Source organism: Flaviaestuariibacter flavus (assembly GCF_004337505.1).
Classification (GTDB): Bacteria; Bacteroidota; Bacteroidia; order Chitinophagales; family Chitinophagaceae; genus Flavisolibacter; species Flavisolibacter flavus.
Genome location: NZ_SJZI01000003.1, coordinates 37958 through 58345 on the forward strand (window position 1 = coordinate 37958; position 20388 = coordinate 58345).

Consider the following 20388-nt stretch of genomic DNA (forward strand, 5'->3'; position numbering starts at 1 on the left):
GGTTATTTTAAATTGATGGCCACGGCGCCGACAACCAGCTGGTCGTCTTCATTGGTGGCGCGGATGCCGGTGCGCTTTTCAACGAAGCGGGCTGCTTTGCGGAGAAGACCCCGTACGGAAGCCTGGGGCTTTTCGGTTTGCAGCACCGCCGTGGTCGCTTCCGGCGGCGTGGCCTTTGATGAAGTGTACGCGAGGGTCACTTCGTTTGTTACAGGCAGATCGCCAATATTTTGTGAAGGACGGATTCTGGTTTCAAGAGCGTCGATGCGTTCGTTGCGCGGCAGGTCGTTGCTGGCAATAAGGCCGTCGTTGGCAGGTACACGGTCACGCACATCCGGCACCAGGCGCTGTACAGCCGGCGTTACCGCACCGGCGGGCTGCGCTGCTGTCACCTTCTTCTTTGGCTCAGCTACAGCAAGCTGGCCGCTGCGCGCATCGTTCTTACCAGTATTTATACGGTCGGATGAATTGGTTTTGACTTCCTTGTTATTCGTTGTGGAACCCGTAGCGGCAGTGACTGATTCAGCCGGAACGGTTTGCGGGTGCCCGGCATTTCGGTTGCCGGTTACCGCTACAACGCCTTTCCCGCTTTCAGGTCCGATAGTGCTGCGGCCCTTCAGCCACAGCGCCGCGCCGGTGCCAAACAGCAGCACCGCGGCGGCCACGCGCCACCAGATAAGGGGGCGGCGCTCTTTTTCGCGGCGGTACAGGGATTGTTTATCGGGAAATTCGATGGTATCTGCAGGATCGAGTTTCACGGCCATCAGGAGGGCCGCTTCTGCGCGGAGGGCTGCGTCTTCCTCGAGGCGTGCTTCCAGGGCGCGGGCGGCGGGCGCGTCGAGCTCGCCGTCGATATAGTGCAGGAGGTCTTCTTCGCTCGCGGCGCGGCGCATGCTCTCCGCCATCAGGGCCGACGTGTCGCCGAAGGTTACCGGCGCTCCGTCGAGCCGCGTTTCCAGCAGCAGCTCCAGCTCCTCGCGCAGGTCGGGATGCAGCAGGGTGAAGGCATCTACGGCGTCCATCGCGGCGGGTGAGAGCTCACCGTCGGTATAGAGGAGAAAGTATTCCTCGTAATTGGCGCGGGTGATATGGATATCCGGATTAAATGACATTTTCCACTTTTACCAGGTACTGCTTTAATTGAAGCCGGGCGCGGTGCAGGTATACCTTCACCTGGCTGCTGTTCAGGCCCATGATCTGGCCAATCTCCTCGTAGGAATACCCCTCGTAGTCTTTCAGCATCACCAGCGAGCGCTGGGTTTCGCTGAGGCGGGCCAAAGCTTCTTCCAGCACGGCCTTCGCGTTGTGAACGGGCTTGTGCACCACGCGGTCGTCGGGGTTGAATTCTTCCTTGAGGTAGATCCGCTTCACCTTGCGCAGGTGATCGATCATGCAGTTGTAGGCAACGGTGAAGAGAAAGGATTTGCTTTTGGCGGCCTCCACTTCGGCGCGGCTGCGCCATAGCTTTTCAAAGGCGGTCTGCACCACGTCGCGCGCATCCTCTTCATGTCGCAGGTTCTTGACAATAAAGCGGAATACCGCGTCGGCATGCAGGGTAACACATTCGTTATAATCTCTTTCCGTCATAAAACAGTCGAACAGCGGTTGCCTGTAGAACGGGGCAGCCGCCACAAAGTTACAGGCGCGGTGAAAAAAAATCCGGCAAACGGCAACCCGGCCCTGCTGCAGCCTAAAGCCCCGTTCCGGCCGCTACCTGGCGGGTCAGCGATTCCCACACGAGCTCTGCGCCCGCGGCGGGCGCTTTGCAGGCGGAAACAGAACCAACCGGGCGTGCCGGCACCGCCCAGGCGGCAGCCAGCACCAGGAGGAGAACGATCAGGGGAAGCCGCAGTGCCTTCGGTACCATGGTTTTGTTTTGGAATAGGACGAAGCTCGGTGCCGCGGGGTTACAAAAGCCGGCGAAAAAGTGCCAAATGAGCTTTTCGGTACATGAGCTGCGGTGTTTTTAGTCAACCTAGTCTTCGCGGCGCTTCAGGTCGCGCAGCAGGCTCATCGCAAGCCATGCCAGCAGACCGATACCGGCGGTCAGGGCGATCCAGATCCATATGCGGCTGCTTTTTTTGCCCGCCCCGGCCCCGGGCTGCGCGAGGCGCTCGATGCGGTAGCCGAGCTCCGGCGGGCTTACCGGGATGCGGTCGCGGAACGCCGCCAGGTCGTAGTTGACGGGCCGCGCCTCCGGGTCGCCGGCATAGAGATAATACGACTGGCCTTTTTCCAGGTGCGCCACCACGTAGTAGCGGCGTTGCGCGCCGTCGATGCTGTCTACCTGCAGCGGTGGGTTGGCGCCGTTTTCAACAGACAACTCGAGCAATTCGTCTTTCACGGGCGGCAGCAGCAGCTCCGTTTGCCCGGTGGCCAGCACCTGCGTGGCGATGGGCTCCCAGCGGTTGGCGCGCAGGGCCGACACGGTGACGTTGCGGGCAAAATAGAGCGGCTTACGTACGGCAATGGTGAGGCGCTCCACGAGCATGCCCTTCGGATTGTAGATACGCACGAGGCTGCGGCCGGGGCTGTCGGCCTGGCTGAAGTTGTAGCGTTGCCGCACATCCCAGGCCGCGGGTGCGGTGCCGCCGGAGATGCGTCCCGCCACTACGGGCAGCAGGGGCGCCGTTTTGCCATTGGTGATCTCAAGGCGGAGGTAGCGGTAGCGGCTGAAAGGGAAGCGGAAGTCCTGGACCGCCACACCCCGCTGGTCGCGCACTTCAGGCTTCAGCCCGATATAGTCTTCGATGCTGTACCAGCGCTGCCGGTCGTTGCTCCCCGACAGGGCTGCCGGTCGCTGGGCCGCCGTGGCGGCAAACTGCATAAAGAAGCTTTCAGTGCCGTTTTCGGGAACGGAAAGCTCAATGGCGGTGCGCGCCGAGTCGTTGCGTACCAACAGCAACGGGTAGTTGATAAAGGAAAAAGACGAGAAGCTGGTGAGCGTATCGGGGAGGTAAGGCACCGGCGTGCCGGCGCTGTCGCGCAGCTGCAGGTCGGAGCGGTCGGCGCGGGCCCACGACGACAGCTCGGGGCTGACGAAGATGCGGTAGAAGCCGTCGGCGCCCACGGGGTCGAGTACGGCCCGCACGCGCGGCTGCGCCAGGGCCCATAGCGGCAGTAGGGCGAGCAGCAACAGGCATTTACGCAGGCCGGTCATCGATGAGGATCTTTTTGAGTTTCTGGTACATAAACGAAACGGTGAGCAGCAGGGCGCCCAGCAGGATAAAGGCCGCGATCTTGCCGCCTTCCGACACATGCAGCAGGTCGTAGAAGAACAGCTTGAGCAGGGCCAGCGTGAAGAGGCTGAGCGAGATCAGCCGCAAGGTACGGGCCCGGTGGCGCATCCCGAGCCACATGAGCGCAAAAGAACAAAGTCCCCAGAGAATGGTCAGCGCGGCGCGGGTGTATTGGGCCTCCCGGGCCGTGCGGCCGCTCTCGCCGCCGGCAAGGGCATAATAGTGAGCGGCGTCGAAGCTGAGGTAAAGCACCGCGGCGGCGGCGAGGCTCCAGGCCAGCGGTCCGCGGTAGGGGGCCAGCGCCCAGTGGCGGGCGGCAGCGCGGGCGGCGCGGTACAGCAGCGCCACGTACAGCGCAGTGGCCGCCACCTGGGCCACGATGTGGACGGGTGATACGGTCCCCGACGAAATGCGGCGGTGCAGCACCGTCATCGCTTCCTGGCTGGCAAAGAAATAAATAAGGGCGCCTGCCAGCAGTACCAGTTGCGCCACGGCGATACGGCCGTCGCGCTTTTGCAGCAGCAGTCCCGTGGCCAGGGCAAGGCCGGCGGTGACGATGCGGTGGTATACATTCGGCAGGGCTACGTCGGCCTCCCTGTAGAAATACAGGTTGACGGCCGTCAGCAGCGTGCCGTAGAGCAGCAGCCAGGCGATCGTTCCGGTGATCCAGGTGAGCAGCCGGAAGCGCGCGTTGAGCGCCACACCCGGCACCTCCTGGCGCCGCAGCAGCGCCCGGTAGGCCGCGAAGGCGGCGATGGCCACAATATTGGTGGCGGCGCCTGCCACCGTGTTGAAGAGCACCGTAAGCCCGCCGTCGGTGGTGCCGGTGAGCGACCAGTCGATCACCAGGCTGCCCAGCGCCAGCGCCATCAGCAGGTAGGAGCCGAGCTTGAACAGCCGGATGCCCGAGCGTTCAAACAGCCAGTAGAGCAGCACGAATTCGGCACTCCAGAAGAGCGTGATGGCATGTCCCTCCAGTTGCACCGGCACCGCTAGCGTGGCGAAGGTGAGCGTAAGACCGATCAGCAGGTAGAGCAGGTTGCGGTCGGTGCCGGGGCGGCGGAAGCAATAGAGGGCCAGCGCCAGGTTGACAGCACCGGCGCCGATGGTGAACAGGCCGGCCCAGCGGCCGCCGTCCACATATTGAAGCAGCAGCATGCCGGCGCCGTAATAGGCGGCAGTGATCAGCAGCAGCAACAGCAGGTCGAAGGGACGGAAGGGCCGCCCGAAGCGCACGGGGAAGGCCATATTGGCCGCCAGGAACAAAGCGTACAGCAGGGTAATGAGTGCCAGCGCCAGCCCATGATTCACCCCCGCCGACCCGAGGCTGTTCCACAGCCAGCCGGCCACGAGCAGCAGGGTGGCGCCGAGGGCGATGGCATTGAGCGCGGGCCAGCGGCGGAAGAAAGCCAGCGCCAGGATGCCCGCGTTGAGCACGGCGAGGTAGGAAAGCAGCACCACGTAGTTGCCCGCGCCATTGCTCACCAGCAGCGGCGTGGCAAAGCCGCCGACGGTGGCGATCACCGCAAGGGCCAGCGAATCGTAGAGCAGGGCCAGCAGCACCGCAAACAGGGTGATGGCCACCAGCAGCCCGAAGGAGATGGCCTGCGAAAACAGGTGGTATTGATGATAGGCAAAGCTGATGGTCGTGTAGAAAATGGCGATGCCCCCGCCCGCCAGCACCGACGAGAAGGCGCGGTAAGAGCGGCGCAGGTAGTGCGCCAGGCCGGTGAGCGCGGCGCCGCACGCAAAGCCGATGGCCACACGCCCGGTTTCGCCGATCCAGTTCTGGTCGATGGCATATTTAACGAAGAAGGCGATGCCCAGCACCAGGATGGCGATGCCGATCTTGTTCACCAGGTTCTCACCGATGAAGGCTTCCAGGTCGGGATGATCCCGCAGGAAGCGCTCGCGGAAGGAGAGCGCAGGTGTTGCCGCGACGGGCTCGGGCACTTCGGAGGCAGCCGGCGTTACCGGCTCCGGTGGTCGTACCGGCGCTTGTGGAGGCAGGGCCGCAACCGGTGGCGGCACCACGGGGCGTGGCTTTTCAACGGGTGGCGGTGCTGGCTGCTGGCCGCGCCGCAGCTCGTGCACCTCCTCGGTGAGGCGGCGGGTTTGCTCCAGGAGGCGGTGCAGCAGTTCTTCGTTCCGGGTATTGCTGTTGCCACGGGCAAGCAGCGCGATCAGGAAAATTATGATGACGACAAGCGCGAAAAATTCCATGTGCAGTCAGTGTTGGTATGCACCACATAATTAAGATGCTTTGCGCAAACGGGCAAGGGTGGGCTGTTTGGAAAACGTGAAAGTGGCGCGGTTGCTGTTTTTACCGGAGGCGACAACGGGTATGGTCACCCGTTTCGTATCTTGAATCAATTAAACGCATCGCCATGAGCACCGCCGCGCAACTGGGCGCCCACCTGCGCCAGGTTTTTTCGGGAGGCAACTGGACCTCGGTAAACGTCCGGCAAACGCTGGGCGACATTTCGCTCGAAGAGGCTGTGCGAAAGCAGGGCAGTTTGAATACGATCGCGGCGCTGACTTTTCATATTCATTATTACGTGGCGGCCGTCCTGGATGTGCTGGAAGGCGGACCGCTGAATGCGCAGGACAAGTATAGTTTCGATGTGCCTCATCTCCTCCGGGCAGCCGAGTGGGAAACCCTGCGGGAGCGGGCCTTTACAGATGCGGAACGGCTCGCGGCGCTGATTGAAACCTTTCCCGATGAGCGACTCAGCGACGACTTCACCGATCCGAAATATGGAAGCTACCACCGCAACTTTCTCGGCCTCATCGAGCACACGCACTACCACCTCGGGCAGATTGCGCTGCTAAAAAAGCTCCACCGCGGGGCCTGAGGCGGCAATGTGCTACCTTGCGCCCCCGGTATACCGGTAAATCATCTTTCAAACAACACTATGCTTCCTGACAACAACGTCGCCGACGAGCAATACAACCAGTTTATCGAGCAGGTAATCGCCAACAGGTCCGTGTGGGCACTTCGCTCTGCGGAAGGCTATGCCGTGTCGCCGTCGAACGATTACGATGACGCTGAAGTGATCCCCTTCTGGTCGGATGCCGCCACCGCGGAGTCGCTGGCCAACGACGAGTGGTCCGACTATAAAGCCGAACAGATCGCCCTCGGTGAGTTCCTCGAAACCTGGATGCTGGGTATGCAGCAGGAAGGCATGCTCGTTGGCACCAACTGGGACGCGTCGCTCGAAGGCACCGAGCTGGAGCCGCTGGAGCTGGCCTATGCCCTCACCGGCCGCCTCCTCGAAACCGGCGCCACCGTGGAGCTTGAGAATTTCAGCCTTGCCGACTTCCACGAGCAGCTGCGCCAGGCGCTGGATTCGGACAACGATGAGGAAGAAGCGGACGAAGAAAAGGCCTGAGCGGGCCGACTTTCCTGTACCCATGGATACCAGCCTGAATAAATACATTGCCGAATCCGGCTTCTGCAGCCGCCGCGAGGCCGACGAATACATCGAGCAGGCCCGCGTGACCATCAACGGCGAGCTGGCCTGGAAGGGCACGCGCGTGAAGCCCGGCGACAAGGTGCTGGTGGACGGTGAGCCGCTTCCGAAAAAGAAAGCGCCGGTATACCTCATGCTGAACAAGCCCAAAGGGATCACCTGCACCACCGACCGGCAGGACAAGACCAATATCATCGACTTCGTCAACTACAAGCAGCGCATCTTTCCCATCGGCAGACTCGATAAGCTTTCGGAGGGACTGATCTTCCTCACCAACGACGGCGATATCGTCAATAAGATCCTGCGCTCGGGCAATAACCATGAGAAGGAGTATGTCGTCACCACCGACCATCCCTTCGACCTCGAGTTTGTGAAGAAGATGCGTGCCGGCGTCCGCATTCCCGACGGGATGACGAAGCCCTGCTTCGTAAAGCAGGAGGCGCCCAACCGCTTCCGCATCATTCTCACCCAGGGCATGAACCGGCAGATCCGCAAGATGTGCGAGGCGCTCGGCTACCGCGTTACCGCATTGAAGCGCACCCGCATCATGAATATTACCCTCGCCGGCCTCGCACCCGGCAAGTGGCGCCTCTTTACGCCTGCCGAACTGGCCGTCATCCAGGAGCTGGTAAAAGAAAGCAGCAAGACGGCGGACGGGGAGGGAATGGGAGAGTAGATCTTTTTATCTCCGATGTCGGATTTGCCTGACGGCGGTAGTTTTTTAACGCTAAGGATATTTTCAGGGAGGTGGACTTGGGTGTGGTCACGCTGCTGCTTTTGGAAGGGCAATCAGTCTTAAGGGTTGTAGTTGCGGAAGGTGCTAAGCGGGGCCGGGCGGCGGGCCGTCCGGTGTGCTCTTTTTGGTAAAGGCATCACTGCCCGATGCTGATTCTGCGCCTTTACGCGTTAATTATTGGAGGCCTGCCGGAGGCAGGCAAAGCTCCCGCATCTCACTGAGTTGAATTGTAGGACATTACCCGGCCTGTCAGAATGCCTCCGCAAAACTGTAATCGTAGCAAAAGCCTCCGTGCCCTCTGCGAATCGCTCCGTGTCCTCTGCGAGAAAAATTTCCACCATAAGTGACCAACCCGGTTCCACCAGGTCGCTTCCAACAAATCCGAGATCGGAGATCCGGGATCCAGAGATCTCAATCTCCCGTTTCATCCTTCCAAATTCCCCCTACGTGTAACGTTTTTCGTCCCGAACCCGGTAAAAAATAGGTTTGTGCCCGGATTACAACAAACCATATTCAACGACGATAAAACGGATGTTATGAGAAAGATTTTAGCCCTTCTTCTGTTGACCGCTACTGCCGGTGCTGTACAGGCCCAGACGGTCAGCGGCCGTGTGCAGGATGCCGACGGCAAACCCCTTCAGGGTGTTACGGTGAGCCTGCTGCGCGACTCCAGCGTGGTAAAGCTGGCCGTGTCTGACGCCAGCGGCGCCTACCAGTTCGGTGGCATTTCGGCCGGCCGCTACCGCGTCAGCGCTTCCTCCGTAGGCTTCAGTCCCGCGCCCTCGGCACCTTTTGAAGCCGGCACCGGTACCACCGAGCTGCCGGTACTGGCCCTGCGCCGCGCCTCCGGTGAGCTCGCCGGCGTAACGGTGGCTGTGCGTAAGCCCATCGTGGAGGTAAAGGCCGACCGCACGGTGGTAAATGTCGAAGGCACCATCAACGCTACCGGCAACGACGCCCTGGAGCTGCTCCGCAAGAGCCCCGGCGTGCTGGTGGATAAAGACGAAAACCTCTCGGTAAGCGGCAAGACCGGCGTACAGGTGTACGTGGATGGCCGCCCGACGCCGCTCAGCGGCGCCGACCTCGCCGCCTACCTGCGCACGATGCAGTCGACCCAGATCGAGGCGATCGAGATCATCTCCAACCCCGGCGCCAAATACGAAGCCGCCGGCAATGCGGGCATCATCAATATCCGCCTCAAAAAGAACAAGAACTACGGCGCCAACGGCTCGCTCACCGCAGGTTACAACGTGGGCCACTACTCGAAGTACAATGCCGGCGCCTCGCTCAACTACCGCAACAACAAGGTAAACCTGTACGGCAACTATAACTTCAATTATGGCCGCATGTACAACACGATGGACCTGCACCGCGACGTGCGCGACTCCATCTTCGACCAGAAAGGCCGCAACGTTTTCACCAACAACAGCCATGGCTTCAAAGCCGGCGCCGACTACACCATCAATAAGCGCCATTCGGTAGGCGTGCTGGTAAACGGCAACCTGGCAGCGCCCCAAATTGCGATGGAAAGCCGTACGCCCATCATCAGCAAAGCAACCGGTGTCACCGATCGCATCCTTACTGCGCAGAGCAACAGCGAAGTGCGCCGCAACAACATCAATGCGAACGCCAACTACAACTACAACGGCACGAAAGGACAGAGCCTGGTACTGAACGCCGACTACGGCTGGTATGACAACAACACCGACCAGCGCCAGCCCAATGTCTACTGGACACCCGATGGCAGCAAGCTGAGCTCGGCCGAATACCGCTTCATTACGCCGACACGTATCGACATCGCCTCGCTGAAAGCCGACTGGGAGCAGAACTTCGCAAAAGGCAAACTGGGCTTCGGTGGCAAAACCGCTTATACCAGCACCGACAACGACTTCCGCCGCTTCAATGTAAACGGGCCCGTTGAGAACTACGACCGCGACCTCAGCAACCGCTTCCGCTACGACGAGCAGATCCACGCCGGCTATGTGAACTACAACCGCCAACTGAAAGGCCTCATGATCCAGGGCGGCCTGCGCGTGGAGCATACGGTAAGCAAGGGTACATCGAACGGTGAGAAGAACGAGAGCGGCACCTACCGCGCCGTTGAGGCCGGCTTCCAGCGCGACTACACCGACTTCTTCCCGAGCGCGGCCATCTCCTTCAACAAGAATCCGATGAAGGTGTGGAGCATCAACTACAGCCGCCGCATCGACCGCCCGGCCTACCAGGACCTGAACCCCTTCGAGTTCCGCCTCGACGAATACACCTACTCGAAAGGCAACACCAACCTGCGCCCGCAATACACCAACAGCATCGGCATCAGCCATTCGTATAAATACAAGTTCAATGCGTCGCTCAACTGGAGCCACGTGCAGAATATGTTCGCCCAGCAGATCGATGTAGATGGCTCCAAATCCTTTATCACGAAGCAGAACCTGGCCACCCAGGATGTGATCGCGCTCAACGCCAGCTATCCCTTCATGTACAAGAGCTTTACGTCCTTCGTCAACGTAAGCACCAACTACTCGAAATACCACAGCCCCGGCGCCACGCCCGACCGCACCATCGATTTCGACGCTTTCGCCCTTACGGCATTTTCGCAGAACAGCCTGAAGTTTGGCAAGGATAAGACCTGGACCGGCGAGATGACAGCTTTCTACAATGCCCCGACTATTTACCAGGGCGCCTTCCAGGCCAGGGCCATGGGTGCCGTCGACTTCGGCCTGCAGAAAACGATCCTCCAGGGACAGGGCACGATCAAAGCCTCGGTAAGCGACGTCTTCCAGACCCTGCGCTTCTCGGGCTACACCCAGTTTGCCGGCCAGCGCACCGATGTGGCTGCCCGTTGGGAAAGCCGCCAGTTCAAGCTCAATGCCACCTGGCGCTTCGGCAACAAGCAGGTAAAAGCGGCGAAGCAACGCAATGTGGGCGCCGAAGACGAGCTGAAGCGCACCCAGGGCGGTGGCGGCGGCATCGGCATCGGCGGGTAATTACGTAAATCGTGAATGCTTGCGCCTATCGTAAAGAGCAGATGCCGAAGGCATCTGCTCTTTGTTGGCGCGCATCGCGGATTAACGATTCCCGACCCCATCTCAACTATAGAATTCCTAATTTCCCCTCTTATGAAAACCCCTCACCGGTTTCAGTTCTGGAAAGTTTTCTGGGTAGTACTGGCCTTTTGTATTTTTTTCATCCTGCTGGGAGCGCTGGCTATGTACATGTCTCCGGCGGCTGCCACCAAGGAGATCAACCTGCGCGATAAGCTGACCCTGCCCTTCCTGGTCTACCAGGTTGCCGGGTTTATTTTCCTCGTGTTTTACTACTATATCACCTTGAATGGCTTTTACAAGCGGTTCATCGAGCGCAAATCCTTTTTTAGTTATCTGCGCTATTGCCTCGCCATCACGGCGGTGCTGATCGTTTATTACTTCGCCTCCTACTATTGCTCGCCGGAGATCGCGGAAAAGAAGAAGTATACGGCGGGGATTCTTGTCTTTTCTCATACCCTTGCCACGATCTTTTACCTCGGTATCCCGCTGGTTTTTTCCTACCTCGTGTACCTGCGCGACGAGCGCAAGCAGCGGAAAATCCTGGAGGAGCAGAAGCTGCAGCTCGAGTTTGAGAAGTCGCAGGCCAACTACAACTTCCTGAAGGCGCAGATCAACCCGCACTTCCTGCACAACACGCTCAACTTCCTCTACGCAAAGGCGCTGCCCCTGTCGGAAGACCTGTCGGAAGGCATTCTTACGCTGAGTGACATCATGCGCTATGCGCTCAGCCAGGGCAATACCCGCGACGGCAAGGCCCCGCTGAAAGACGAGATCGAGCATGTGCAGAATGTGATCAAGATCAACCAGCTGCGCTACAACAACAAGCTGAATGTGCGCTTCGACGTGGAGGGCGCCGTAAACGGCGCGCAGATCATCCCCTTCGCGCTCATCACCATCGTGGAAAACGCGTTCAAGCACGGCGACTTCAAAAGCGTGGAGCACCCCATCACCATCCTGATCAAGATCGGGAAGGAAGGGATCTACTTCTCCTGCAGCAACCGCAAGAAAAGCGGTCCCAAGGAGCTGGGCAACGGCATCGGGCTCGAAAACATCCGGAAGCGCCTCGAGCTGGCCTACGGCGAAGCTTTTCGCTTTGAAGTGAAGGAAGATGCCGAGCTTTATACCACCGAACTAACCATTTACCAACTATGATCCGTTGCATGATCATCGACGATGAGCAGCATGCCATCGACATCCTGGAGCACTATGTAAAGCAGGCGCCCTACCTCGAGCTGGTGGGCACCAGCACGCACCCCATCGAGGCTTTGCAGGAAGTAGCCTCGGGCAAAGTAGACCTTGTTTTCCTCGACGTGCAGATGCCCGAGCTGTCGGGACTCGACTTCATCAAGGCGATCAACGGGAAGGCCCGCGTGATCCTTACAACCGCCTACCCCGAATTCGCCCTTGAGGGCTACGACCTCGACGTGGTGGACTACCTGCTGAAGCCCGTGCGCCTGCCGCGCTTCCTGCAGGCCGTGCAGAAGGCGATGAGCCTGATGCAGCCGGCTGCCGCGCCCGCCGATGACAAGGTGGACGACTACCTGTTTGTAAAAACGGAGTCGAAGGGGAAGCTCCTCAAGATCAACCTGTCGGACATCGACTTTATCGAGGGCATGAAAAACTACGTGGCCATTCACCGCGGCAACCAGAAGACCCTCGTTTATACCAGCATGAAGGAACTGGAAGAGCGGCTCCCGCAGAAGCGCTTTATGCGCGTGCACAAATCCTTCATCATCCCGCTGGCCCGCATCACCGGTATTGAAGGCAACCTCGTGCGCCTCCAGGGCGTGCAGGCAGAGATCCTGATCGGTGATAACTACAAGGCCGAACTCATGGAGCTGATCCGAAATAAAATGATTAAGTAATGTGCTGATTCGTTAACGTGCTGGTGTGCTGATACGAACGCCGCTCCACAGGAGCGGCGTTCGTATTTTAGTAGGTCAAAGTATTGCCTCATCAGCACATTCAGTGTTTGATGTGCTTCACCTTCGTCTTGCTGGGTTTTTCCTTCACCTTCACTTCTTTGTCGCCGGGCCGCGGATTCGTATTCATAGTGCTGTTTACAGTGCCGGATCCTGCATTGTTTGCATTGCCTGATGTGTTCATGTTTGCCGGCTGGTTCATGTTGGCCGGTTGGTTCATGTTTCGGTAGGCACCCATGGTATCCATATTGTTGCGGTTGCGCATGGCGCTGCTGTCCATGATGCCGGGCTGCGGCACCTGCCCGCTTATCGCGGCACGGGCGGTGTCTGGCGTAGAGCCGTCCCAGGAGGCCGGCATGCGCCTGTTGCTGGTGTCCGGTTTGTTCATGTCCTGCGCCTTGTGGTGCATGCCCATACTGTCGGGTCTCATTGCGGCGTTGTTGGATGTGCTGGTCTTGGTTTTCGTTTTCGTGTTTGTCGTCTTAGTTTTCGTTACCGGTTTGTGCTGTGCATTTACAGTGCCCGCCAGCAGGCAAAAACTGAATGCTGCTAAGATTAGTTTTTTCATGTGCCGTGTTTTTGCAAAGAGCCACAAAAACGCTGCCCATCCCGCGGGTGCCGGCAAAAAGAAGCCCCCGCTGGTACGGGGGCTGGTTTGGTCCTCTGGAAAAAATTCGGTGTGCGTGCATTATTGCCGGAAGAAGCGCTGCTGCAGGCGCAGGCCATCGCCGAGCACCACCGCGAAATATTGCCCGCGGGGCAGGCGGCTGACGTCGATGCTGCGGAAGGTGTTGCCCGGTGTTACCTGCAGGGCCTCGCTTTGCTGAATGCGGCCGTATGCGTCCACGATCTGCAGGCGGGCGCCGCCTTCGTAGCGGGTGGCAAGCGCGAGCGGAAGGCTGGTGCTTACGGTATTCGGGTAGAAGCTGAGCTTTTCTTCCAGCTCCTCGTCAAAGCGAACCATCAGTATCTTGCTGTACAGCGTGCGGCCGTTATTGATGTTGATCTGGAGGCGGTAATAAACGAGCTTGCCGTCGGCGGCTGCCTGGGCATCCACAAAGCGGTATTGGTGCCGGATAGCCAGCGTATCGTAGTTAGCGCTGATGGTGCCGATGGTTTCAAAGCGATGGCCATCGGTGCTTTGCTGGATATTGAAGTCGGTAATGGTGAGCTCCTGGATCGTTTCCCAGGTGATCACGGCGTTGTTTTTTTCATCGCGGCCGCTCAGGCTGAGAAAGCCATAGGAGCTTTGCTGGGTCTGGGCAAAGGCGCTGCTCCCAAGGACAAGCAGGCATAAAGTAAAAAACAGTGCGTTGAGGCGCATACGGATTACGTTTAAAGCAGGCTAAGAAATGCTTCACGGAAATTGGAGGCCTCAAGGAGATTGGGTACGGGCTCAGAGGATATCGGAGAGCAGCGCGGGTGCGCGGTTGGAGCAGCTAAGATAGATATTCTTTTGAAAAAAGGAAAACAGCGCAAGGCACCGCGGGCTTTCCGGCATGTTTTTTTCGACTTTTAAATTGAACGCTAAGGGATTAGCATCGAAAAAAAATGGTTATGAAACAGCGGGAACCGAAAGAAAACAAGGAACAGGGGCGCCAGCGCCCGGCGAATGAAACCCGTGGCAAGGGGCTGGATTTCTGGGATCGTGTCGCCCGCGACGTGGCCGGCGGCTACGGCGCACAGCGCACCCGGGGCGGGAGCGTCCTCAATGAAGATCAGCGGGCCGACGACGCCCGCCGCGGCGATGCCTGACCGGCACGCGCCAACCGATACAACAAAATGACCGATTTTTTTACCGGCCCTGCCGCCTGAAAGAATCGTTTCGCCTTTTTGGTCATACGGATGTGTTTTGTTATTTTAGTTTGGTCTTTCATCCTGGTAACGGGTATTCACAACCGAAGTCAACTGAAAGATGCTTGTAAAATCCAATAAACACAAAACCATGAACCTGCAAAAAAGCCGGCTGCAGCCGGATTTCGAATTCGGCTATTTTTCTGAAACGGAACCTGATGTCCGCCGCGAGCCCAACTACATCCTTCTTCTTTTACTGATCATCCTGGGACTTTTCGCCGTTGCGATGGCCGTGATCTTTATCTCCCACGGGCAGCTGCCCATCTTCGAGTGAGCAGCAACCCAACCGGCGCCGGCAACAAGGGAGCCGGCGCTGACCTACTTTTGCGCAAACCAAGCAAATGAAAAATATCATTACTGCCTCCCTTTTTGCCGCGGCCTGCTGTGCCGGCAGCACCGCTTCCGCACAGCTAAAGCCTTTCTCTTTCGGTCCATACGTGGAAGCCGCTTTTCCTTCCGGCGCTATGTCCGATGCGCAAAACACCGGCTATGGGCTGGGTCTTTCCTTAGATGTAAAGCTCCCGGTGAAATTCAACATCACCGGCTCCGCGGGCTTCATGCACTTCGGTGGTAAGGATTTCCCGGGTGTTGCCAATGCATCTTACCCTGCCGTGAACGTACTCCCCGTTCGCGTCGGTGCTAAATATCGCTTCTCGGGAATTTTTTACGGGGCTCTGGAAACAGGTGCCGTATTTGCGGTTGACAATAAAACAGCAAAGAAAACTTCCGGGATCCTCGCCCCGGCATTCGGCGTTCGCTTCGTGAATCTCGATTTCCGCGCAAAGTATGAAAGCTGGTTCAACGAGCGTTCTTTCTGGGGGCTTCAGGCTGCACTGCGGTTTTAAGGTGGGAGAAGGAAAAGAAGCGTTCTGAACCGCTAAGAAAAGAAGTTGAATAAGCGTTACGCTAAGGAATACAATTGGAAAGGTCCCGCCGCACGCGGGACCTTTTTATTTTGACTGCTGGTTTCCGGCACCCCGCTTCAAACCAACCCCAGAACCCCAGAACCATAAAACCCCAGAACCTTTCCTTCGCGTAACAACTTCTTTTCTTATTCTTTTTGCGGTTCCGAACCTTGTTTCCCTTCTATTACCTTTGCCCGCAAACCCTGACTATGAACGAGAAATTCGTGGAGCGCCTGCGTACTGAGATCGAAGAGATCAGGACCTCCGGATTATATAAGAACGAGCGCATCATCACTTCGCCCCAGGGGCCGGAAATCACGGTGAACGGGAAGCGGGTGCTGAATTTCTGCGCCAACAATTACCTCGGGCTTTCGTCGCATCCGAAGACGCTCGAGGCGGCGCACCGCTACCTCGATTCGCATGGTTACGGTATGAGCTCAGTGCGCTTTATTTGCGGCACCCAGGACATTCATAAGGAGCTTGAACAGAAGCTCGCCACATTCCTGGGCACCGAAGACACCATCCTCTACGTGGCCGCATTCGACGCCAACGGCGGCGTATTCGAGCCCCTTTTCAACGAGCAGGACGCGATCATCTCCGACTCGCTCAACCATGCTTCCATCATCGACGGCGTGCGCCTGTGCAAGGCACAGCGCTACCGTTACGAGAACAACAATATGGAAGAACTGGAGGCAAAGCTGAAAGAGGCCGCCGGCGCCCGCAGCCGCATCATCGTTACTGATGGCGTATTCTCGATGGACGGCACCATGGCCCAGCTCGATAAGATCTGCGACCTCGCTGATAAATACGACGCTATCGTCATGGTGGATGAAAGCCACGCCTCGGGCTTTATGGGCAAGACCGGCCGCGGCACCCACGAGCTCAAGGGCGTTATGGGCCGCATCGACCTCATCACCGGCACGCTCGGAAAGGCCCTGGGCGGCGCTTCCGGCGGTTTTACCTCGGGTCGCAAGGAAATCATTGAGCTCCTGCGCCAGCGCAGCCGTCCGTACCTGTTTTCCAACACGCTCGCACCATCCATCGTCGGTGCCTCCATCGCCGTGCTCGATCTGCTCAGCGAAACCACCGAGCTGCGCGACAAGCTGGAAAACAACACAAAGTATTTCCGCGAGAAGATGACCGCCGCCGGCTTCGACATCAAGCCCGGCGAGCATCCTATCGTGCCCATCATGCTGTACGATTCGGTGCTGGCCGCCAAATTCGCCGACGCGCTGCTTGCGGAAGGCGTGTATGTGATCGGCTTCTTTTTCCCGGTGGTGCCCAAAGGCCTCGCGCGCATCCGCGTGCAGCTCTCCGCCGGCCACGAACGCGAACATCTCGACCGCGCCATCGCCGCCTTTACCAAAGTGGGCAAAGACCTCGGCGTGCTCAAATAAAGAAGGTATCGATTGCTTGCCCTACAATACGAAACCCCGCGACAGCGGGGTTTCGTCGTATAAATCCTCAATAAATCACTTCTTTTTCCGGGCGATTGCCTTCTCGGCAGCTTCCACGATGTGCTCGGGTGTGAGGCCGTATTTCTTCAGGAGCTGGTCGGGCGTACCGCTTTCGCCGAAGGTGTCGTTGGTGCCTACATATTCGATCGGAATAGGGAAGTTCTTCGAGGCAACCTGCCCTACCGCGTCGCCGAGGCCGCCGATGATATTGTGTTCCTCGGCGGTAACGGCGCAGCCGGTTTTCCTGATGGAGTTGATGATGGCTTCCTCGTCCAGCGGCTTGATGGTGTGGATGTTGATCACCTCCACCGAGATGCCTTTTTCCTCGAGCTGCACGCCGGCCTGAATGGCCTGCCATACCATGTGGCCGCAGGCAAAGATGCTGACGTCGGTGCCTTCGGAGAACACCTGCGCCTTGCCCAGCACGAAGTCTTCTTCCTTGGTGAAGATCGGCCAGGCCGGGCGGCCGAAGCGGAGGTACACCGGGCCGTCGTAGGCAGCGATGGCGATCGTGGCGGCCTTGGTCTGCGCATAGTCGCAGGGAACTACCACGGTCATGCCGGGCAGCATCTTCATCATGCCGATGTCTTCGAGGATCTGGTGGGTAGCGCCGTCTTCGCCAAGGGTAACGCCGGCATGTGAGGCACAGATCTTTACGTTCTTGCCGCTATAGGCCACGCTCTGGCGGATCTGGTCGTATACGCGGCCGGTGGAGAAGTTGGCGAAGGTGGTGGTGAACGGAATCTTGCCGCCGATGGTCATGCCCGCCGCGATGCCGATCATATTGGCCTCGGCAATACCCACCTGCACAAAGCGCTCGGGGAATTCCTTCATAAACTGCTGGAGCTTGAGCGAGCCGGCGAGGTCGGCCGTGAGGGCCACCACGTTCTCGTTGGTGCGCGCTACTTCCACGATGCCGTCGCCGAAGCCGCTGCGGGTGTCTTTCTTACCGGTGGGTTGTATGTCTTTGAGCATGATGCGGGGGAGTTTTCGTTCGGGTGCGAAGGTAAGGATTCGTGAGCCGTCAGCCGCTCAGGGTTGAGGGCTTACGGCTCGCGCTTTAATTCAGTTCCACCGGGGCATTACTAAACAGCTCCTTGTCGTCGCGGAGGCGCAGCTCCCAGTTCCAGGCGGTGCGCATCATGTCGTCGATGCCGTACTGCGGGTTCCAGCCCAGCTCGTTGCGGGCCTTGTCGTTGTTGGCATAGATGGCCACCACGTCGCCGGGACGGCGCGGTCCGATCTCGTAATTGAGCTTTTCGCCGCTCACCTTTTCAAAGGCATGGATGGCTTCCAGCACCGTAACGCCGTTGCCGGTGCCGAGGTTGAACACCTCCGTGCCATGCTGGTTGCGGCCTTCCTGCAGGTACTTGATGGCGAGGGTGTGCGCGTGGGCGATATCGCTTACGTGGATATAGTCGCGGATGCAGGAGCCGTCGCGGGTGGGGTAGTCGCCGCCGTGGACCATCATCTTCGGGATCTTGCCGATGGCCGTCTGCGTAATGGCGGGCACCAGGTTCTGCGGCTTGCCGATGGGCAGCTCGCCGATCTGGTTGGAGGGGTGGGCACCCACGGGGTTGAAGTAGCGCAGCAGGATGCAGCTGGTGTTGCTGCCCTTCTGGAAGTCGGTGAGGATGCGCTCGCCCATCTGCTTGGTGGCGCCATAGGGGCTCTCCGCGGGCTTTTGCGGGGTCGATTCGGTCACCATCTGCTCATCGGGGTTGCCGTAAACGGTGCAGGACGAAGAGAACACGAACCAGGGTACGTTGAACTCCTGAACGCAGCGCAACAGGTTGATGAGCGACTCGAGATTGTTTTCGTAATACATCAGCGGCTTCTCCACCGATTCGCCCACGGCCTTGTAGGCGGCGAAGTGGATGATGCCCTGGATGTCGCGGTTTTCCTGGAAGATGGCGCAGGTGTCGTCAAAGGAGCAGAGGTCTACCTTGTAGTTCTTGACCGGCTTGCCGGTGATGCGTTCCACGCCTTCAAGAATGCCGGGATTGGAGCGGACGTTGTTGTCGACGCAGAGCACGTCATATCCGTTTTCCATGAGGTCTACAACGGTGTGCGAGCCGATAAAGCCGCAGCCGCCGGTAACGAGGATCTTTGCCATAGGCGGCAAATATCGTGAATCGTGAATCGTGAATCTTCAATTCGCAATGCGCGGCAACAAGAAAGCCCCCGCGGGAGACGGGGGCTTTCTCATCAATGAGGCCTAAGCCATTCACAATTGACGATTCACGACTATATAAACAGCCGCACGATATAATACACGATCGCCGCCAGCACTGCGCTCACCGGGATGGTCAGCACCCAGGCCCAGAGCAGGTTAATGGTTACACCCCAGCGTACGGCCGACAGGCGCTTGGTGGCGCCCACGCCCATGATGGAGCCGGTGATGGTATGCGTGGTGCTCACGGGTATCTTGAGGTATTCGGTAACGAAAAGCGTAACGGCGCCCGCGGTCTCCGCAGCCACGCCTTCGAAGGGCGTTACCTTGGTGATGCGCGTACCCATCGTTTTGATGATCTTCCAGCCGCCGCTCATGGTACCCAGACCGATGGCGGTATAGCAGGCGAGCGGCACCCAGGTGGGCATCTGCTCGAAGGTGTCGATAGTGCCGTTGGCGATGAGCGCCGCGGTGATGATCCCCATCACCTTCTGGGCATCGTTGCCGCCGTGGCCGATGGAGAAGGCCGCCGATGACACCAGTTGCAGGCGCTTGAACCATACGTTGGAGCGGTGCGTGTTGAGGCGGTTGAGCCAGAGTGTGAACATGGCCAGAATCATCAGGATGAAACCAAGCAGGAACCATTTGAAGTTCTCGCCAAAGAAAAGCACCTGGCTGAAGCGCGACTGGTAATGCGTGATATAAGGCGTGGTTTTCGTCAGCGTATCGCCCTTGCGTAACACGGTGTACGAAAACGTGTTCCCGGTGTTTCCTGTGGCTTTCATCACTTCGTCAAGCTCTTTCTTTCCGGTCACGGCCGTGCCGTTCACGGCAAGCAGGATATCTTCTTTTTTGAAGCCCATCAGCTGTGCCGACGATTTATTCGCCACCTCTTTGATGTGTGCCTGGCCCTGGGCGCTTTCGATCTTCATGCCCGAAATGTCGGCACGGTTTGTTTTTACCACTGCAATCAGCGTCAGCACGATCCCGGCGATCACACCGAGCGAGATAAGCCTCGGGATGAGCGCTTTGCGGAAGGACACCATGAACCAGACGGAGATGATGAAGGCGAAGAACATACCCACCAGCGGTGCGGCGAAGATGAAGGCTACGGTACGCACCACCACGTCGGTGTTGACGGCTGAAATGCCTCCCGCGGCAATGCCGGCGCCGGCGAAGCCGCCGATCAGCGTGTGCGAAGAAGAGGACGGGATGCCGAACCACCAGGTCATAAGGTTCCAGCAGATGGCGGCGATGAGTCCGGAGAAAACAACCGTGAGCATCACCGTGGAGCCGAGCTCCTTGGAGTGCACCGTTTTGGAAACGGTGTCGGCAACGCCGTGGTCTTTAAAGATGAAGTAAGCGGCGAAGTTGAACACCGCGGCCCATACAACCGCCTGGAAGGGCGTCAGCACCTTCGTGCTCACCACCGTGGCGATGGAGTTGGCGGCGTCGTGGAAGCCGTTGATATAGTCGAAGATCAGCGCCAGTGCGATGATGACAATGATAAAAGTCATAAGCGAGAATGTGGTAGTGCGGTAATGTGATAATGCGGTAATAAAAAGTGGCGATTCATTTACCA

General features: G+C 58.6%; 20 protein-coding genes. 10 read left to right on the forward strand and 10 right to left on the reverse strand.

The genetic code is table 11. The annotated features are described in order from the left end of the window. Positions 1-2: 2 nt before the first annotated feature. The 5 genes from EPD60_RS03100 to EPD60_RS03115 form a co-directional block, all read right to left on the reverse strand. Positions 3-1112 carry an anti-sigma factor family protein gene (locus tag EPD60_RS03100; protein WP_131446744.1) on the reverse strand — a complete coding sequence of 370 codons (1110 nt, stop codon included), beginning with the start codon at positions 1110-1112 and terminating at the stop codon, positions 3-5. Beyond that, entirely contained in the window at positions 1102-1587 is a 486-nt protein-coding gene (locus tag EPD60_RS03105) for an RNA polymerase sigma factor (protein WP_131446746.1), read from the reverse strand. The genes EPD60_RS03100 and EPD60_RS03105 overlap by 11 nt, the downstream gene beginning before the upstream one ends. A gap of 103 nt (positions 1588-1690) precedes the next feature. After that, positions 1691-1867 (reverse strand): hypothetical protein, encoded by a 177-nt coding sequence (locus tag EPD60_RS16795; RefSeq protein ID WP_165871383.1) that lies wholly within the window; start codon positions 1865-1867, stop codon positions 1691-1693. Positions 1868-1975: 108 nt separating this feature from the next. After that, positions 1976-3160: a DUF3999 family protein gene (locus EPD60_RS03110; RefSeq protein WP_165871384.1), complete on the reverse strand. Its 1185-nt coding sequence runs from the start codon at positions 3158-3160 to the stop codon at positions 1976-1978. Next, the gene (locus EPD60_RS03115) at positions 3144-5462 is read right to left on the reverse strand and encodes a DUF2339 domain-containing protein (RefSeq protein WP_131446750.1); all 2319 of its coding nucleotides are present in this window, start codon (positions 5460-5462) and stop codon (positions 3144-3146) included. The genes EPD60_RS03110 and EPD60_RS03115 overlap by 17 nt, the downstream gene beginning before the upstream one ends. Before the next feature lie 164 nt (positions 5463-5626). On the opposite strand from EPD60_RS03115, the gene EPD60_RS03120 reads away from it, so the two are divergent. The 6 genes from EPD60_RS03120 to EPD60_RS03145 all read left to right on the forward strand — a co-directional run bounded on the left by EPD60_RS03120 (position 5627) and on the right by EPD60_RS03145 (position 12360). Further along, entirely contained in the window at positions 5627-6094 is a 468-nt protein-coding gene (locus EPD60_RS03120) for a DinB family protein (RefSeq protein WP_131446752.1), read from the forward strand. A gap of 60 nt (positions 6095-6154) precedes the next feature. Further along, complete coding sequence (locus tag EPD60_RS03125) at positions 6155-6631, forward strand: DUF2750 domain-containing protein (RefSeq protein ID WP_131446754.1); 477 nt, start codon at positions 6155-6157, stop codon at positions 6629-6631. 22 nt (positions 6632-6653) lie between these two features. Continuing rightward, on the forward strand, positions 6654-7388 hold the full coding sequence (locus EPD60_RS03130; protein WP_131446756.1) for a pseudouridine synthase: 735 nt from the start codon (positions 6654-6656) through the stop codon (positions 7386-7388). A gap of 596 nt (positions 7389-7984) precedes the next feature. Beyond that, a complete protein-coding gene (locus tag EPD60_RS03135; RefSeq protein ID WP_131446758.1) occupies positions 7985-10435 on the forward strand; it encodes an outer membrane beta-barrel family protein in 2451 nt (816 codons plus the stop codon). 132 nt (positions 10436-10567) lie between these two features. Beyond that, positions 10568-11647: a sensor histidine kinase gene (locus EPD60_RS03140; RefSeq protein ID WP_165871385.1), complete on the forward strand. Its 1080-nt coding sequence runs from the start codon at positions 10568-10570 to the stop codon at positions 11645-11647. Further along, the gene (locus EPD60_RS03145) at positions 11644-12360 is read left to right on the forward strand and encodes a LytR/AlgR family response regulator transcription factor (RefSeq protein WP_131446762.1); all 717 of its coding nucleotides are present in this window, start codon (positions 11644-11646) and stop codon (positions 12358-12360) included. Before EPD60_RS03140 ends, EPD60_RS03145 begins: the two co-directional genes overlap by 4 nt. Before the next feature lie 100 nt (positions 12361-12460). Here the strand turns inward: EPD60_RS03145 and EPD60_RS03150 are convergent, their stop codons facing one another. Continuing rightward, the gene (locus tag EPD60_RS03150; RefSeq protein ID WP_131446764.1) at positions 12461-12985 is read right to left on the reverse strand and encodes a hypothetical protein; all 525 of its coding nucleotides are present in this window, start codon (positions 12983-12985) and stop codon (positions 12461-12463) included. Positions 12986-13105: 120 nt separating this feature from the next. After that, the gene (locus EPD60_RS03155) at positions 13106-13741 is read right to left on the reverse strand and encodes a T9SS type A sorting domain-containing protein (protein WP_131446766.1); all 636 of its coding nucleotides are present in this window, start codon (positions 13739-13741) and stop codon (positions 13106-13108) included. Positions 13742-13968: 227 nt separating this feature from the next. Here EPD60_RS03155 and EPD60_RS03160 point away from each other — a divergent pair, with 227 nt between their 5' ends. The 4 genes from EPD60_RS03160 (at position 13969) to kbl (ending at position 16573) form a co-directional block, all read left to right on the forward strand. After that, positions 13969-14172 carry a hypothetical protein gene (locus EPD60_RS03160; RefSeq protein ID WP_131446768.1) on the forward strand — a complete coding sequence of 68 codons (204 nt, stop codon included), beginning with the start codon at positions 13969-13971 and terminating at the stop codon, positions 14170-14172. A 190-nt stretch (positions 14173-14362) separates the two neighbouring features. After that, entirely contained in the window at positions 14363-14545 is a 183-nt protein-coding gene (locus tag EPD60_RS03165; RefSeq protein WP_131446770.1) for a hypothetical protein, read from the forward strand. Between the two features lie 67 nt (positions 14546-14612). Further along, the gene (locus tag EPD60_RS03170) at positions 14613-15116 is read left to right on the forward strand and encodes a hypothetical protein (RefSeq protein WP_131446772.1); all 504 of its coding nucleotides are present in this window, start codon (positions 14613-14615) and stop codon (positions 15114-15116) included. Positions 15117-15385: 269 nt separating this feature from the next. After that, complete coding sequence (gene kbl, locus EPD60_RS03175) at positions 15386-16573, forward strand: glycine C-acetyltransferase (RefSeq protein WP_131446774.1); 1188 nt, start codon at positions 15386-15388, stop codon at positions 16571-16573. Positions 16574-16648: 75 nt separating this feature from the next. Here the strand turns inward: kbl and EPD60_RS03180 are convergent, their stop codons facing one another. The 3 genes from EPD60_RS03180 to EPD60_RS03190 all read right to left on the reverse strand — a co-directional run bounded on the left by EPD60_RS03180 (position 16649) and on the right by EPD60_RS03190 (position 20323). Next, positions 16649-17608: a transketolase family protein gene (locus EPD60_RS03180; RefSeq protein WP_131446776.1), complete on the reverse strand. Its 960-nt coding sequence runs from the start codon at positions 17606-17608 to the stop codon at positions 16649-16651. 85 nt (positions 17609-17693) lie between these two features. Further along, complete coding sequence (galE, locus tag EPD60_RS03185; protein WP_131446778.1) at positions 17694-18749, reverse strand: UDP-glucose 4-epimerase GalE; 1056 nt, start codon at positions 18747-18749, stop codon at positions 17694-17696. A 131-nt stretch (positions 18750-18880) separates the two neighbouring features. Next, the gene (locus EPD60_RS03190) at positions 18881-20323 is read right to left on the reverse strand and encodes an inorganic phosphate transporter (protein ID WP_131446780.1); all 1443 of its coding nucleotides are present in this window, start codon (positions 20321-20323) and stop codon (positions 18881-18883) included. Positions 20324-20388 lie beyond the last annotated feature (65 nt).